This is a genomic window from Pseudomonas sp. FG98, from assembly GCF_057808595.1.
In genome coordinates, this window is the sequence record NZ_JBMDIJ010000005.1 from 194,106 (window position 1) to 209,270 (window position 15,165).

Annotated in this window: 17 protein-coding genes; 12 read left to right on the top strand and 5 right to left on the bottom strand. The window is 63.8% G+C overall.

Translation table 11 applies throughout. The annotated features are described in order from the left end of the window. Positions 1–4: 4 nt before the first annotated feature. Genes ACODSK_RS05955 through ACODSK_RS05970 form a run of 4 tightly spaced genes read left to right on the top strand, consistent with a single transcriptional unit; the run spans position 5 to position 3,219 of the window. Complete coding sequence (locus tag ACODSK_RS05955; RefSeq protein WP_489014571.1) at positions 5–928, top strand: glycoside hydrolase family protein; 924 nt, start codon at positions 5–7, stop codon at positions 926–928. Beyond that, positions 921–1,700 (top strand): class I SAM-dependent methyltransferase, encoded by a 780-nt coding sequence (locus ACODSK_RS05960; protein ID WP_489014573.1) that lies wholly within the window; start codon positions 921–923, stop codon positions 1,698–1,700. Before ACODSK_RS05955 ends, ACODSK_RS05960 begins: the two co-directional genes overlap by 8 nt. An 8-nt stretch (positions 1,701–1,708) precedes the next feature. Next, on the top strand, positions 1,709–2,488 hold the full coding sequence (locus ACODSK_RS05965; protein ID WP_489014575.1) for a phytanoyl-CoA dioxygenase family protein: 780 nt from the start codon (positions 1,709–1,711) through the stop codon (positions 2,486–2,488). A gap of 2 nt (positions 2,489–2,490) precedes the next feature. After that, on the top strand, positions 2,491–3,219 hold the full coding sequence (locus ACODSK_RS05970) for a class I SAM-dependent methyltransferase (RefSeq protein ID WP_489014577.1): 729 nt from the start codon (positions 2,491–2,493) through the stop codon (positions 3,217–3,219). Between the two features lie 3 nt (positions 3,220–3,222). Here ACODSK_RS05970 and ACODSK_RS05975 read toward each other — a convergent pair whose 3' ends face one another. From ACODSK_RS05975 to ACODSK_RS05985, 3 genes are read right to left on the bottom strand one after another with little or no spacing between them, the layout of a single operon-like run. Next, positions 3,223–3,924 (bottom strand): WbqC family protein, encoded by a 702-nt coding sequence (locus ACODSK_RS05975; protein WP_489014579.1) that lies wholly within the window; start codon positions 3,922–3,924, stop codon positions 3,223–3,225. Further along, positions 3,921–5,042, bottom strand: a complete 1,122-nt coding sequence (locus tag ACODSK_RS05980) for a DegT/DnrJ/EryC1/StrS family aminotransferase (RefSeq protein ID WP_489014580.1) — start codon at positions 5,040–5,042, stop codon at positions 3,921–3,923. The genes ACODSK_RS05975 and ACODSK_RS05980 overlap by 4 nt, the downstream gene beginning before the upstream one ends. Before the next feature lie 57 nt (positions 5,043–5,099). Next, positions 5,100–6,413 carry a glycosyltransferase gene (locus tag ACODSK_RS05985; RefSeq protein WP_489014582.1) on the bottom strand — a complete coding sequence of 438 codons (1,314 nt, stop codon included), beginning with the start codon at positions 6,411–6,413 and terminating at the stop codon, positions 5,100–5,102. A 229-nt stretch (positions 6,414–6,642) separates the two neighbouring features. Between ACODSK_RS05985 and ACODSK_RS05990 the strand changes: the two genes are divergently transcribed. Then, positions 6,643–7,431, top strand: coding sequence for an aspartyl/asparaginyl beta-hydroxylase domain-containing protein (locus tag ACODSK_RS05990; protein WP_489014584.1), 789 nt, complete (start codon positions 6,643–6,645; stop codon positions 7,429–7,431). A gap of 27 nt (positions 7,432–7,458) precedes the next feature. On the opposite strand, the gene ACODSK_RS05995 is transcribed toward ACODSK_RS05990, so the two are convergent. Then, on the bottom strand, positions 7,459–7,689 hold the full coding sequence (locus ACODSK_RS05995) for a DUF465 domain-containing protein (protein WP_489014586.1): 231 nt from the start codon (positions 7,687–7,689) through the stop codon (positions 7,459–7,461). A 113-nt stretch (positions 7,690–7,802) separates the two neighbouring features. On the opposite strand from ACODSK_RS05995, the gene ACODSK_RS06000 reads away from it, so the two are divergent. The 5 genes from ACODSK_RS06000 (at position 7,803) to ACODSK_RS06020 (ending at position 12,516) form a co-directional block, all read left to right on the top strand. Continuing rightward, a complete protein-coding gene (locus ACODSK_RS06000; RefSeq protein WP_489014588.1) occupies positions 7,803–8,168 on the top strand; it encodes a 5-carboxymethyl-2-hydroxymuconate Delta-isomerase in 366 nt (121 codons plus the stop codon). Positions 8,169–8,362: 194 nt separating this feature from the next. Beyond that, positions 8,363–9,985, top strand: a complete 1,623-nt coding sequence (locus ACODSK_RS06005) for a phosphoethanolamine transferase (RefSeq protein WP_489014590.1) — start codon at positions 8,363–8,365, stop codon at positions 9,983–9,985. A gap of 112 nt (positions 9,986–10,097) precedes the next feature. After that, positions 10,098–11,231 (top strand): ribonuclease D, encoded by a 1,134-nt coding sequence (gene rnd, locus ACODSK_RS06010; RefSeq protein WP_489014591.1) that lies wholly within the window; start codon positions 10,098–10,100, stop codon positions 11,229–11,231. Next, the gene (locus ACODSK_RS06015; RefSeq protein WP_489014593.1) at positions 11,228–11,521 is read left to right on the top strand and encodes a YcgL domain-containing protein; all 294 of its coding nucleotides are present in this window, start codon (positions 11,228–11,230) and stop codon (positions 11,519–11,521) included. The genes rnd and ACODSK_RS06015 overlap by 4 nt, the downstream gene beginning before the upstream one ends. A gap of 62 nt (positions 11,522–11,583) precedes the next feature. Continuing rightward, positions 11,584–12,516: a D-2-hydroxyacid dehydrogenase gene (locus tag ACODSK_RS06020; protein ID WP_489014595.1), complete on the top strand. Its 933-nt coding sequence runs from the start codon at positions 11,584–11,586 to the stop codon at positions 12,514–12,516. 94 nt (positions 12,517–12,610) lie between these two features. Here ACODSK_RS06020 and ACODSK_RS06025 read toward each other — a convergent pair whose 3' ends face one another. Beyond that, positions 12,611–13,204, bottom strand: a complete 594-nt coding sequence (locus tag ACODSK_RS06025; RefSeq protein ID WP_075806099.1) for a nitroreductase family protein — start codon at positions 13,202–13,204, stop codon at positions 12,611–12,613. A 156-nt stretch (positions 13,205–13,360) separates the two neighbouring features. On the opposite strand from ACODSK_RS06025, the gene ACODSK_RS06030 reads away from it, so the two are divergent. Both ACODSK_RS06030 and ACODSK_RS06035 read left to right on the top strand, forming a co-directional pair. Next, on the top strand, positions 13,361–13,810 hold the full coding sequence (locus ACODSK_RS06030) for a YcgN family cysteine cluster protein (protein WP_489014597.1): 450 nt from the start codon (positions 13,361–13,363) through the stop codon (positions 13,808–13,810). Positions 13,811–13,846: 36 nt separating this feature from the next. Continuing rightward, entirely contained in the window at positions 13,847–15,067 is a 1,221-nt protein-coding gene (locus ACODSK_RS06035; RefSeq protein ID WP_489014599.1) for a hypothetical protein, read from the top strand. Positions 15,068–15,165 lie beyond the last annotated feature (98 nt).

Below are 15,165 nucleotides of genomic sequence, written 5' to 3' on the forward strand. Positions count from 1 at the left end.
GAACATGGCCTGGAAAAAACTCGGCAGAACCTTCGACCCGGATATCGACTGGGTTGGCTCCCACGCCCAGGTGCCCACCAGCCTGGTGCTCGATGACGTAATCCGGGTCTTCATCTCGACCCGCAACGCGGCCGGCAAGGCCCTGTGCTATGCGGTCGACCTGGACAAGCACGACCCGCGCAAGGTGGTCGCCCGCCACCGCGAGCCGTGCCTCGGTTTCGGCGCCCCCGGCACCTTCGACGACGAGGGCGTGATGCCCAGCTACGCGGTGAAGAAGGACGGTCGCACCTATCTCTACTACAGCGGCTGGAACCAGCGTGTCACGGTGCCATACCACAACGCCATGGGCGTGGCGGTCTCGGACGACGACGGCCTGCATTTCGAGAAGCTGTTCGAAGGCCCGATCATGGACCGCACCGCGACCGAGCCATACCTGGCGGTGACGCCCACGGTGCTGTTCGACGATGGCCTGTGGAAGATGTGGTACGTCTCCGGCACCCGCTGGCTGGAGGTCAACGGCAAGTACGAGCCGCTCTATGTGATCAAGTACGCCGAATCGACGGATGGCTACAACTTCACCCGTTTCCCCGAGCAGTGCCTGGAGTCGCGCTTCCCCACCGAAGCCTTCTCGCGCCCTTGCGTGATCAAGCAGGACGGTCTGTTCAAGATGTGGTACTGCTCCCGCGCCTCGGAGGATTTCCGCAATGGCGCCGGCTCCTATCGCATCCGCTACGCCGAGTCGGTCGATGGCCGCACCTGGACCCGCTTCGACGACGAAGGCATTGCGCCGTCCGCCGAGGGCTGGGACTCGCTGATGACCTGCTACCCGTTCATCTTCGAGAGCAACGGCAACCAATACATGCTGTACAACGGCAACCGATTCGGGACCAGCGGCTTCGGCCTGGCCCAGTGGAGTGATGATGAGTAACGACAAGATCCAGGACGATGTCTACAAGCTGGAATCCGCTGCCTCGGACCTGCAATACGCCTTCCGCGACAAGCTGCGCGACCTGTACCTGAACAGCCCGCTGTCGACCGATGACCTGCTGTTCAATATCGGCCTGTATACGCGTAGCTCGGTGATGGTGAAATTCATCGTCCTCAGCGACCTGTACAAGCGCTTCAAGCACATCCCCGGGATCATCTGCGAGTTCGGCACCTGGTACGGCCACAACCTGGTCATGCTGGAGAACCTGCGGGCGATGTACGAGCCGTTCAACAAGCAGCGGCGGATCGTCGGCTTCGACACCTTCGAGGGCTACTCCGCGCCGGGCGAGAAGGATCGCAAGGAGAGCGGCGTATGGGTGGAAAACTCCTATTCGACCCAGGCCAGCTACAAGGACTACCTGGCCGAACTGCTGGAAGTGCACGAGGGTAATAACGTGCTGGGCCACGTCCGCGGCATTCACCAACTGGTGGCCGGCGATGTGCGCGAGACCGCGCCGGAGTACTTCAAGAGCAATGCCTCGGCGATCGTCGCCTTCGCCTATTTCGACATGGGCCTGTACGAGCCGACCCTGGCCGCGCTGAAGGCGGTCAAGCCGCATCTGGTCAGCGGCAGCGTGCTGCTCATGGACGAACTGACCTGGGCCGAAGCGCCGGGCGAGGCCCTGGCCTTCAAGGAAGTCTTCCAGCCTCACGAATACAGCCTGGAGAAGTGCGAGCTGTACCCCTCCAAGTGCATCGTCACCATCAGGTAGGGCCGGACATGCTTTCCATCGAAGCGTTCGACGCCGGCATGGCCGAACGCGGCTGGGTCATCTTCGAACGGGCCATCCCCCTCGGCATCGTCGAGCGGATGCGCGAGGACATCCACAAGGCCTACGCCATCTGCCGCGACTACCAGGTCAAGAACGGCATCGACCAGGACACCAGCCTCACCGTGCACCACCTGATCGGTCAGTTCGACAGCTTTCTCGATTGCCTGGAGGCCTACCCGATCTACCCGTTCATCGAGCGCTATTTCGGCGGCCAGTTCATCCTCAACTCCTACGGCGGGGCGATCAACACGCGGCACAGCCAGTCCTACGCGCAGCGGGTGCACCGGGATATCCGTTCCTACTCCGGGGCGATGCCGCTGCTGCTCAATACCCTGGTGATGCTCGACGATTTCACCGCCGACAACGGCGCGACCTGGATGCTGTCCGGGTCGCACAAGGCCGATGCCAAGCCGGACGACGAGTATTTCAAGGCCCATGCCGAACAGGCCATCGCCCCGGCCGGCAGCATCCTGATGTTCAACTCCAATGTCTGGCATGCCGGCGGCAGCAATACCACCGAGCACCTGCGCCGCTCGGTGACGCCGATGTTCTCCAGGCCATTCATGAAGCAGCAATTCGACTACCCGCGGGCGCTTGGCTATGACCGCGGACCGGCGTTCAGCGAGCAACTGCGCCAGGTCATCGGCTACAACGCGCGGGTTCCCGCCACGCTGGACGAGTGGTATCAACCGCCGGCCAAGCGCATGTATCACTCCAACCAGGGCTAGCCATGTCACGCGACCTCAACACCGAGTACCAGGACACGGAAGACCGCCTGTACGCCTACGACTTCGACTACATCCACCGCGACTACATGCTGCGCGCACTGGCCGGGCAGTTCCGCCCGGGCAATGCCCTGGAGATGGGTTGCTACCACGGCGAGTTCACCAAGAAGCTGTTGCAGGTCTTTGACGACGTGACGGTACTGGAAGGGGCCTCCGACCTGATCGAGATCGCCCGCAAGAACGTCGGTGACCCGCGAGTGAAGTTCGTCCTCGGGCAGTTCGAGGACACCGAACTGCAGCAGCGCTTCGATAATATCTTCCTGATCCATACCCTTGAGCACCTCAGCGAGCCGCAGCCGGTACTGAAGAAAATCCGCGACTGGCTGAGCCCGGGCGGGCGCCTGTTCATCGTGGTGCCCAACGCCAACGCGGCCTCGCGGCAGATCGCCGTGGGCATGGGCCTGATCGACTTCAATGCGGCGGTTACCGAGGGCGAGCGCCGGCATGGCCATCGCTGCACCTACAGCCTCGATACCCTTGAGCACGAGGCCTTGCAGGCAGGTTTCAGGGTAGAGCAGCGTGGCGGCATCCTGTTCAAGCCGCTGGCCAACTTCCAGTTCGATGCCGCGTTCCGTGCCGGGATCGTCGATCAGGCGTTCTTCGAGGGTTGCTACAAACTGGGCATGAAGTACCCGGATCTCACCGCCAGTGTCTACGTGGTCTGTGAGGCCTGAAGCTCACTCCAGGTCGAAGGCTTCAAGATGGGCGCCGATCCCCTCGGCGCCGCTTTCCATCAACGCATCGATGATCGACAGGTACGGCGTGAAGCCCTCGCCGCGCTGGCGATAGGGCAGGGCGCGCATGGCGATGAAGCGCAGCTCGATGCCCCGCTCGGCGAATGCCTGCGGTTCATACAGGGAGCGCCCGCCCTGGGCATTGATGTAGCGGGTTGCGCCTTCCTGGCGGCAGATATCCAGGATCCGTTCCTGCGCCGCCAGATGCGTGTTCTGGTAGATCCTGCTGCTGGTCACGATCTGCGTCTGCAGGCCCATGAAGCGCGCCAGCACCTGCAACTGATGGGTCAGGAAGCCCGCCAGGTTGCGATCTTCATGGCGCAATATGCCTTCCAGCAGCGGAAACACCTCATCGAAACAGGGCGCCTTGCGGTAGGCCATTTCCAGGCTGCGCAACAGGCGTCGCTGCCACTGGGCAGCGGGGGCGATCTCGATCTCGTCGATCTTGCGGTTCTGCGAGGCCTGCAACAGCGGCAGGGTGATCAACCCCGGTGCGCCATTGACCAGAATGCGGTTGCGATTGATCCAGCCACGATTGATGTAGTTGACGTCGTCGTAGACCACGAAGCGCTCGCTGGCCTTGAGCAGTTGCCAGTAGCCGATGTAGGGGAACAGGTACGGCTGCATGATCGCCAGTGCGGTCATGCGGCCGCTCCGGCGATCAGCTCGATGATGAAGTCGACGTTGTCGTGCTCCAGGTTGGGATAGATCGGCAGGCAGATCACCTGGTCCACCACCCGGTGCGCCACCGGCAGGTTGGCGGCACTGGACGAGGGTTGCTCGCAGTACATCGGCAGGCTGCTGATCAGCGGCTGGAAGTAGCGGCGACCATGGATGCCATGGGCCGCCAGATGCTCGAACAGCTGGTCGCGTTGCAGCGGGTAGTCCGGGCCGACCAGGATCGGGAAGTAGGCCTGGTTGCCGAGGGCTTCACCGACCCCGTCGATGCAGCGGATCCCGGCGACCCCGGCCAGGCCCTGGCGATAGCGCTGGTCGATCTGCCGGCGCTTGTCCAGGGCCTGGTCCAGGTGCTGCAGCTGCAACAGGCCGAAGGCCGCATGCACTTCGCTCAGTTTGCCGTTGCTGCCGGTGAACTCGACGGTACTGCCGTCGCGGGACAGGCCGAAGTTCTTCAACTGGTCGATATGGCGTTTGGTCGCTTCGTCGCGGCAGACGATCGCGCCGCCTTCGAAGGTGCTGAACACCTTGGTCGCATGGAAGCTCAGCACCGCCATGTCACCGTGGCGCAGCAGGCTCCCCGCCTGGTCGCGCACGCCGAAGGCGTGGGCTGCGTCGTAGATCACCTTGAGTCCGTGGCGCCGGGCGATAGCGTCGATGGCCTGGACGTCGCAGGGATGGCCGTAGCAATGCACCGGCATGATCGCCGTGGTCTTGTCGGTGATCGCCGCTTCGATGCGCGCAGGGTCGAGATTGAGGGTCTGTGGATCGATATCGACGAACACCGGGCGCAGGTTGTTCCACAGCAGTGAATGCGCCGTGGCGACGAACGAGTAGGGCGTGGTGATGACCTCGCCGCTCAGCCCGGCGGCCTGTACGGCCGTGATCAGCGCCTGGGTACCGTTGCAGAACAGCGAGATATGCTCGACGCCCAGGTACTCGCACAGCGCCGCTTCCAGGCGCTGGTGCAGGCTGCCGCCGTTGGTGAGGATGCGGCTGTCCCAGATTTCCCGCAGGTAGGGAATGAAGTCCTCCAGTTCGGGCAGGGCCGGTTGGGTGACGTAGATCGGTTCGCGCTGCTTCATTGCGAGTCCACCGCTTCGTTCGTCCTGTTCATCGGATCCCTGCCAGCATCGGGATGTTCACAAGGATTTGTCGAATTCATGGCGTGCCCAGAAGTCCTTCATGATCCCCCAGCAGCGTCGCGACTCTTCCTGCGCGGCAGCGCCGTAGAGGACCTGGGTCTGCTCGCCATGGATGCGGAAACTGCTCAGCGGCTGGATCAGGTACACCGTATTGCCGCGCATGGCCAGGTTGAGGAAGATCGCCACGTCCGAGGCCCAGGCTATCGGCTGTTCGTCCACCGACATGAAGTCCGGGGTCACCTCGATCATGTCGTCGCGACGGAACATCACCGTGCTCGGCTCGCCGACGAAGTTGATCTGCGACAGCATCAGCGCGGTGCCCAGGGACAGGCCTTCGATCATCGAATCGGCGGCCACCGGTGCCTGGGTCGCGGGGATATCGGCCAGCGGCGCGCCATGCTGGTCGATGCGCTGGCGCTTGGACGTGACCAGACTGATGTCCGGGTAATCGGCGAACGCCTTGAGCATGCGCTCGACGCACTCGACATCGAGCAGGTCGTCATCGTTGAGGAACTTGATGTACTCGCCGCGAGCTTCCTTGAGGCACAGGACATGGTTGAGGCGACCGATATCCTTGCCGGCGTCCGGGTTGCGCACATAGCGCAGTCGCGAGTCGAAACGGCTGTACTCGCTGACGATGGCTTCAATGGCGTCGGTGGGGCAGTCGTCGCAGACCAGGATTTCCAGGTTGCGGTAGGTCTGGTTCAGCGCGCTTTCCAGGGCCTGGTGCAGGTGCTCGGTGCGGTAGGTCGGCATGACGATGCTGACCAGGGGCTCGGCGTCCGCTGCGAGCTGCCGTTGCGGCTTGCGGAACTCCAGCACCAGTTGTCCTCGCGCGTCGGCGTCCAGGCCATCGAGTTTGGCATCGCTGCTGCTGCCGGGGCCGATGCCGACCACCGGCTCCAGGCCAACCATCTTGCAGACCCGGGTCAGTTCTTCGCTATCCCAGCTCCAGGCTTGCTGGCGCAGGGCGCGGTTGAGCCGTTCGCCACGGCCGATACCCGGTGCTTCAGGGTGGGCGCGGTGCTCCAGGTAGTCGTCGAGCAGCGCTTGCAGGTCGCTGGTCACCAGGCGCAGCACGCCCCCTGGCTGCAGTACCCGGCGGCACTCGTGGAGCAGACGGACGCCCTGGTTGCGGTCCAGGCGCTCGAGCAGATGGGCGCTGTAGATCCCGGGAACCGTGCCGCGGTCCCAGGGCAGGGCGGCACCGGGCTCAAGCTGGAGATCGGCATAGGTGGACTCCAGGTCGATGTTGAAGAAGCCCTGGCGTGGGTGATCGGCGCAACCGAGGTTCAGATAGATGGACTGCATGGAGATCGCTTCGAAAGGTGCATGACCGCTGTATCGGCCGTTGGCCGGTAAACATGATCCTTGCGAGGGAATCGCGCAACTGGCAGGGTGATGGCTTTTTGCCTCGGCGCAAACATTCAACATCCTTGCGCGGACTCTGTGGGAGCTGGCTTGCCAGCGATGAGGCCCATCGCTGGCAAGCCAGCTCCCACAGGGTGCGTTGTCAGGCTCAGGAACTGGAGTCTTGCCCATGCATTCACTGCCCCGCAGCCGTCCCGCCTTCTCCCGGCTGCCCCTGAGCATCGATGTGGCGCCCTTGCTGGCGGCCCTTGCCGATCTCGACGCGTCGCTCTGGCAAGCGCATTTCAATCGCGACTACTACCAGGGCGACTGGAGTGGGGTCGCCTTGATTTCCACCGATTCCCAGGTCGCCCTGGTGCATGGCGACGGCCCGGCGATCAAGCGCCAGCCGTGGTTGCAGGACCGGCGCTGGGAGCAGGGCCTGCGCGGGCTCGACGTGGAGATTCGCAGCGCCCGCCTGCTGCGCCTCGGTCCGCATAGCCATATTCGCGAGCACCGCGACTACGACCTCGGTGGCCACGATGCCGATATGCGCCTGCACGTGCCATTGCTGGCCCCCGAAGACGTGGACTTCATGCTCGATGACCAGCGCATGCCGATGCGCGCAGGCGAGTGCTGGTTTCTGGATCTGTATCGTCCCCACAGCGTCAACAACCATGGCGACAGTCCGCGCATTCATCTGGTCATCGACTGCCGTCCCGGGGCCTGGCTGGATGCGGCGATCGAGGGCGGCCTGGGGCAGACGCCAGCGCCGGGTGCCGGGCGTTTCAACGAAGCCTATGCCAGGTTTGAGCACTGGTTGACCGGCCAGCCGCAGGTCGTGGCGCAATTGGAAGGGGTGTTGGAGCGCGATGCGTTCATCCACAAAAGCATCGAGCTGGGACGGGAGCAGGGCTGGGTGTTCTGCCCGGACCAGGTGCGGGCCGCATTGCGTCGGCGCCGCCAGCAGGTGCGCTGACGCCTTGGCGCCAGCGCAGTGGAGGGGTCAGGCGGTTTTCACCTGGCTGGCGATCTTGTCCTTGATCTCCAGGCGTTCCTTGCGCAGACGGGTGACCAGGTCATCCTCGCTGGCGCTCTGTTCGGCGTCGACGACTTCCTTGTCCTTTTGCAGGTAGCGGGTTTCCAGCTCCCCCAGGTGGGGAACCTTTTTCTTCAGCGCCTCGAATTGTTCCGCGGTCACTCCCAGGTCGGCGTACAGGTTGTGCTTGACCGGCATAGCTTCAACTCCTCAGTCAGGTCGGGGCATGAACCTTCAGGATAGATGCCTTTGCCGGGTTGGGTAGCCGGGGGTTAGTCTGTCGGACCTTTTCCTGCAACGGGTAGTCCCCCATGCCTCAGCTTCATCTGGAATACAGCGCCAACCTGCGCGACCTCGACACCGACAAGGCCCTGCTGCGCCTGAACAGTGCCCTGGTTGCCAGCGGCCAGTTCGGCGACGAAGTCGACATCAAGAGCCGCGCCGTGACCCACCAAACCTTCCGTATCGGCATTGCTCCGGCCGAGCGGGCCTTCGTCCATGTGAAGCTGGCCCTGCTCAGCGGCCGTTCGCCGGAGATCAAGCGACAGTTGTCCGCCAGCCTGCTGGAGGCGTTGAAGGATGTGCTGACGGTGCCGGCCGGTATCGATACCCAGGTGTGTGTGGAAATTCTCGATATCGATCGTGATTCTTATTCGAAAGTGCGTTTTCCCGGGTGAGATGCAATGGCAAGCCGCTGTTTCCTGAGCAGCGGCTGAACCTCAGGTCCGCATTAATAAAAGTTCATTTACGACCATCGTTTGTTGGCGTTTTTTTCACGGAAAATTGATGAGCGGCTGCTTAAAGTCCACCCCGCAAACAAGCTGATATCGCAAAGACATCAGCGGGTGGAATTCTTTATAAGCGAATCGTCATGCCGAAGATCAAGTCGTTGCGTCCCGAATGGGTGACGCTGCTCGCCAGTGCCTATCTGCTGATCGGCTTCAACTCGGTGCTGTGGGGGCACCTCGCCACGGTGCTCCAGGGCGACGGCAAGACGCTGCTGTTGCGCGTCGCCTTCGGCGTGCTGTTGCTGTGCGCGTTCAATATCGTGCTGACCTTGCTGGCGTTTCGCAAAACCCTCAAGCCGCTGTTGGCAACGCTGTTCATCATCAGTGCCGGCGTTGCCTATTTCATGAGTCAGTACGGCGTCCTGATCGATATCGGCATGTTGCGCAATACCGTGGAAACCAATGTCACGGAAGTGCGTGACCTGCTCTCGGTGAAGTTGTTCGTTTATATCTTCCTGCTAGGAGTAATACCGGCCTTCATCCTGTTCAGGACGCCGATAAAGTTTCGCAGCCTGCCCCGCGAGTTGTTGCAGAAACTGTGGGTGGCACTGGCCAGCGCCGCGGTGTTGGCGGCCGTGGCGATGGTCAATTACCAGGGATTGTCGTCGCTGTTTCGCAATCACCATGAATTGCGCCTGATGATTGTCCCGAGCAATTACATCGGGGCATCGGTGAACTATGCCCGGGAAAAGGTCGGCGTGGCCTCGCAGCCGTTCCGCAAGATCGGCGAGGACGCCACGCTCGCTCCGTCCTGGGCGGCTCATCCGCGCAAATCCCTGACCGTGCTGGTGGTAGGCGAGAGTGCCCGGGCGGAAAACTTCGGCCTGCTCGGCTACAGCCGCGACACCACGCCGCAACTGAGCAAGGAACAGGGCTTGCTGAGCTTCAGCAATGTCACCTCCTGCGGCACCGAAACCGCCGTGTCGGTGCCCTGCATGTTCTCCGGCATGACCCGCAAGGACTACGACGCGGCCAGGGCGAAGAACCAGGAAGGTCTGCTGGACATGCTGCAGCGCGCCGGCCTGGTGGTGGAATGGCGCGACAACCAGTCGGGCTGCAAGGGCACCTGCGACCGCGTGCACTTCGAGGATGTCAGCAACCTGAAGGACCCCGGCCTGTGCGCCGACAACGAATGCCACGACGAAATCCTGCTCAAGGACCTCGCCGCGCGCATCGATGACCTGAAGGAAGATACCGTGCTGGTCCTGCACCAGATGGGCAGCCATGGCCCGGACTACTTCAAGCGCTACCCGGCGGCCTTCGAGCGCTTTACCCCGGTGTGCCACAGCAACGCCCTGAACCAGTGCGACCGCCAGAGCATCGTCAACGGCTACGACAACACCCTGCTGTACACCGACCATGTGCTGGCCTCGCTGATCGATGTGCTGCGCAGCAAGCAGGACAAGGTCGATACCGCGATGATCTACCTCTCCGACCACGGCGAATCCCTGGGCGAGTACAACCTGTTCCTGCATGGCACGCCCTACATGCTGGCGCCGGAGCAGCAGAAGCATGTGCCGATGCTGGCCTGGTTCTCGGACAACTACCGCAGCAGCTTCGGCGTCGATGTCGACTGCCTGCAGCAGGGCCGCGAACGGCCGCTGAGCCAGGACAACCTGTTCCATTCCATGCTCGGTCTGCTACAGGTCAAGACCTCGCTGTACAACCCGCAGCTGGATTTGTTCGCCGGCTGCCGGAAACCCTGACAAATCGCGGCACCGCTTCACCGCATCTACTCTGGAAAGGCTACCGTCGAGCGGTTTCCCGGCGGTGGCCTGTGCCGTATATACTGCGCGCCATTGTATGTGGGAGAGCCTTGTGGCCATCGAAATTCACTGGATTACCGACGACAGCGCCCTGGCGGAACATTGCTGGCTCTGGCGTCAACTGCCCTTCGTGGCCCTCGACACCGAGTTCATGCGGGTCGACACCTTCTATCCCAAAGCCGGTTTGATCCAGGTCGGCGATGGTCAACGGGCCTTCCTGATCGATCCGCTGCTGATCAGCGACTGGCAACCGCTGGCCGGGCTCCTCGAAGACCTGGCGGTGACCAAGGTCCTGCATGCCTGCAGCGAAGACCTCGAAGTCCTCGCCCGCCTGACCGGCAGCCTGCCGGCGCCGCTGTTCGACACGCAACTGGCGGCCGGCTATCTCAACCTCGGCTTCTCCATGGGTTACTCGCGGCTGGTCCAGGAAGTCCTTGGCATCGAGCTGCCCAAGGGCGAGACGCGCTCGGACTGGCTGCAACGCCCGCTCTCCGAGACCCAGGTCAGCTACGCCGCCGAAGACGCCGTGCACCTGGCCGAGCTGTACGAGCGCCTGCGTCCGCAACTGAGCGACGACAAGAACGCCTGGGTGCTGGAAGACGGCGCCGAGCTGGTGCTGCAACTGCGTCGCGAGATCGATCCCTACGAGCTGTACCGCGAGGCCAAGCTGGCCTGGAAGCTGTCCCGTGCCCAGCTCGCCGTGCTGCGCGAGCTCTGTGCCTGGCGCGAGCTGGAAGCCCGTGAGCGCGATGTACCGCGCAACCGCATCCTGCGCGAGCATGCCATGTGGCCGATCGCCCGGACCCAGCCGGACAACCTGGTGACCCTGGCCCGCATCGAAGACATGCACCCGCGCACCATCCGCCAGGATGGCGAGTTCCTCCTCGACCTGATCAAGCGCACCGGCAGCCTGCCGCCCGCCGAGTGGCCGCCGGCAGTGCCGGAGCCACTGCCGATCGAAGCCTCGGCGCTGCTGAAGAAACTGCGCGCCATTGGCCAGGCCGAAGCCGAGCGCCTGAACATCGCCCCCGAGCTGATGCTGCGCAAGAAAACCCTCGAGGCGCTGCTCAAGAGCGGCTACCCCGACGGACCGTACCAATTGCCCGACTCGCTGCGCGGCTGGCGTCGCGAGCGGATGGGCCAGGCCCTGCTGGACTGCCTGGCCGATGCCGGAGAACCCTCTTGAAACGTATCTGTTCGATCTACCGTAGCCCGCGCAAGAACGAGATGTACCTGTACCTGCTCAAGGCCGATGGCCTGAGCAAGGTGCCGGAAGCCCTGCTGCCGTTCTTCGGCACGCCGCAACATGCCTTCGACGTGGTACTCAGCCCCGAGCGCACCCTGGCCCGCGAGGATATCGCCAAGGTCCTGGAGAACCTCGACAGCCAGGGCTATCACCTGCAGATGCCGCCGGCCGAAGAGGAATACATCGAGCACCTGCCGGAAGAGTTGCTGCGTCGTAACGACCCGGTCTGATCCCGCCTTAACGGGGCCGGCTTGTGCCGGCCCTCCCGCCGTTCTGCAAGGTTGTAATCGATATGCGCGTTCTGATCGCCGAACAGGATCACGCCCTCTACGCCCGCCTGTTGCGCGAGGCTTTGCCCGAACTCGACGTATTGACCAGTGGTGACTCCGCCGAACTGTCGCGCCACGCCGCGCAGTGCCCGGTGTGGCTGGGCCAGCCGGACCTGCTGGCGAGCCTGCTGCGCCAGGGCCATCGCCCGCAGTGGCTGCAGTCGACCTGGGCCGGGATCACCCCGCTGCTGGCCGAGGGCCTGCCGCGCGAGTACCGCCTGACCCGGGCCGTGGGCATCTTCGGCCAGGTCATGGCCGAATACGTGCTGACCTACATGCTCGGTCACGAGCGCGAGGTGCTGACCCGGCTGATGAGCCAGGTCGAGCGCAAATGGGATGGCCGTCCCGGCCGCAGCCTCGACGGGCGCCGGGTGCTGATCGTCGGGACCGGTGATATCGGTTGCGAGGTCGCGCGGTTCCTCGTGCCGTTCGGCTGCAAGCTGTACGGCGTCGCCAGTTCGCCGCGCGAGCTCGAACCCTTCATCGAAGTGGCCGGGCTTGACCAGCTCGGGCGCCTGGTCGGCCAGGTGGACTATGTGGTCAACCTGCTGCCGGATACCCCGGCGACTCACGACGTCTATGACGCCGCGCTGTTCGAGCGTTTCAACCCGGATGCACTGTTCATCAACGCCGGGCGCGGTGTGGCCGTGGTCGATGGCGACCTGGTTACGGCGCTGACCAAGGGCCATCTGGCCGGGGCGGTGATCGATGTGTGCCGGCAGGAGCCGTTGCCGCGCAATCATCCGTTCTGGACCGCCTTGGGGCTGCTGCTGACCGGGCACAGTTCGGCACCGACCTCGCCGGTGGCGATGGTGCGGTTGTTCGTCGAGAACCTGGGGGCTTATCAGCGGGGCGATGAGTTGCGCGGGGAAGTCGATTTTTCGCGGGGCTATTGAGACCGTAATCGCCGGCAACGCCGGCTCCCACAAGGTCCGCTTTGCACACTGAACCTTGTGGGAGCTGGCTTGCCAGCGATGAGGCCCTGAAGGCTTACAGGGTGAAATCACCCTCGGCCGCCAGTTCGTTCAGCGGCCGACGCGGGCTCGGCACTTCGCGGGCCTGCAGGTATTCGGCCAGGGTCGCCTTGTCACCCAGCTTGCCGATCGCCACGACCGCGTGCAGGTCGTAGCCCTCGGGAATCTTCAGCTCCTTGCGGGTCAGTTCCTGGTCGAAGCCGGCCATGCCGTGGGTGTGCCAGCCGCTGATGCTGGCCTGCAGGGCCAGGTGGCCCCAGGCCGAGCCGGTGTCGAAGGTGTGCCACAGGGCCGGGGTTTCTTCGCTGGCGCCGGGGGCGGTGAAGGTGGTCTTGGAGATGACGATCACCAGCGCCGAGGCATGCTGCGCCCAGCTGCGGTTGAACTCGTTGAGCAGGCCCAGGTAGCGCTCCCAGCTCGGCGTATCACGGCGCGCGTAGAGGAAGCGCCATGGCTGCGAGTTGTACGCCGAAGGTGCCCAGCGCGCGGCTTCGAGGAAGCTCAGCAGGGTTTCCTCGGAGATCGCCTCGCCGGTGAAGGCGCGCGGCGACCAGCGCTGGATGAACTGTTCATGGATGGCGTAGTCAGCGATACGGGGATTGGCGCTCATGGGAATTCCTGGACAGGGGGATGAGAACTGAAATGATTTGCAAAACTACAACTGTCACCCACACCCTGACAAGCGGTCTGGCAAAGGCATTGCGCAGGTCCTAGACTGGCGCCGCCCGCTCTGGGCTGAAGAATTTTGAAACAGGATCACCGCAAGATGCAGGCAAGCCCCGCGCCGTTCTGGACCCGCAAGACCCTCGACCAGCTCGATTCCGTCGAATGGGAGTCGCTGTGCGACGGCTGTGGCTTGTGCTGCCTGCAAAAGCTCGAGGACGAAGACGACAACAGCGTCTACTACACGCGTATCGCCTGCAAACTGCTGGATTTGAAGACCTGCCAGTGCAGCGATTACCCGCACCGCTTCGAGCATGTGCCGGATTGCATCCAGCTCACCCCGGGCAAGGCCGACCAGTTCAAATGGCTGCCGCCCACCTGCGGTTACCGCCTGGTCAGCGAGGGCAAGGACCTGCCGGCCTGGCACCACCTGGTCTGCGGTGACCGCGAGCAGGTGCACAAGCAGCGCATCTCGCAGTCCGGGCGCATGCTCAGCGAGAACAGCGTTGCCGAAGATGATTGGGAAGACTATCTGATATTCCGCGCCAGCTGAGCTGGCGCGTTTCGCGTTTGTGCAAGGAGTCGGGCAATGCCTGTGCGTCACCCTCTGGCGTGGGTCGTGTTGCTGTTGGCCAGCAATGCGGCCTGGGCGAAGAAAGTCGATCTGGATTACCACGTGCGCCTGCTGCCGCAGAGCGGGCAGGCCGAAGTGCGCCTGACCCTCGCCGATGGTGCCCAGGTGCGCAGCCTGGATTTCGACCTGGGCAAGGACGGCCTGTACAGCGATTTCAAGGCCGACGGTCCGTGGCAGCAGGCGGCGGACAGCCCGCGCGGGGTCTGGCAGCCGGCACCGGGCAAGGCCAGCCTGAGCTACAAGGTGCGCCTCGACCACAAACTGAAGAATGGCAGCTACGACAGCCGTATCGCGGCGAACTGGGCGTTGTTCCGAGGTGACGACCTGGTACCGCCGGCGCGTCTCGACCAGCAGGACGGCACGGAGCTGGTGGCGCGCCTGAGCGTCGACCTGCCCAGTGGCTGGGGCAGTATCGAGACGGCCTGGCCGCGAATCGGCAAGCAGCGTTTTCGCATCGACAACGTCTCGCGCCTGTTCGACCGGCCCACCGGCTGGATGCTGGCCGGCACCATCGGCGCGCGGCGCGCCCGTCTCGGCGAGACCGACGTCAGCGTGGCCGGGCCGGTGGGGCAGGGGCAGCGGCGGATGGATGCCCTGACCCTGCTGACCTTCGTCTGGCCGCAATACCAGGCGGTGTTCCCGCGCAATCCGCCGAAGCTGCTGTTGGTGGGGGCTCGCGAGCACCTGTGGCGCGGCGCGCGGGCGGCGAACAACTCGATCTACCTCAACAGTGGCAGTCCGCTGGTCAGCGAAAATGGCAGCAGTCCGCTGTTGCGCGAGCTGGTGCGGGTGTTTGCACGGATCCATGATCGTGACCGCAGCGACTGGATCGGCGAGGGGCTGGCGGAGTACTACTCCACTGAGCTGCTGCGCCGCGCCGGCGGCATCAGCGACGATCGCTACCAGGCGTTGCAGACGCGCCTGGGCAAGGAAGGCAAGGGCGTGACCAGCCTGCGCGGCGAACAGGTCAGTGCGGCGACCATCGCCCGGGCAGTGTTGCTGTTGCAGGCGCTGGACCGGGAGATCCGCATTCATACCCACAACAAGCAGTCGCTGGATGATCTGGTGCGGGCGTTGATGCGCTTGAACGGTGTGTCGACCGAGGAGTTCGTGCAACTGGCGGATGGCGTGCTGGGGCGGGAGTCGGAGGTTCTGCGCAGTCCATTGCTTCAGTGACTGGCCTTCAGGGTCTCATCGCTGGCAAGCCAGCTCCCACAGGTCCGGCGGCGCACTCGGTCATTGTGGGAGCTGGCTTGCCAGCGATAGGGCCCTCG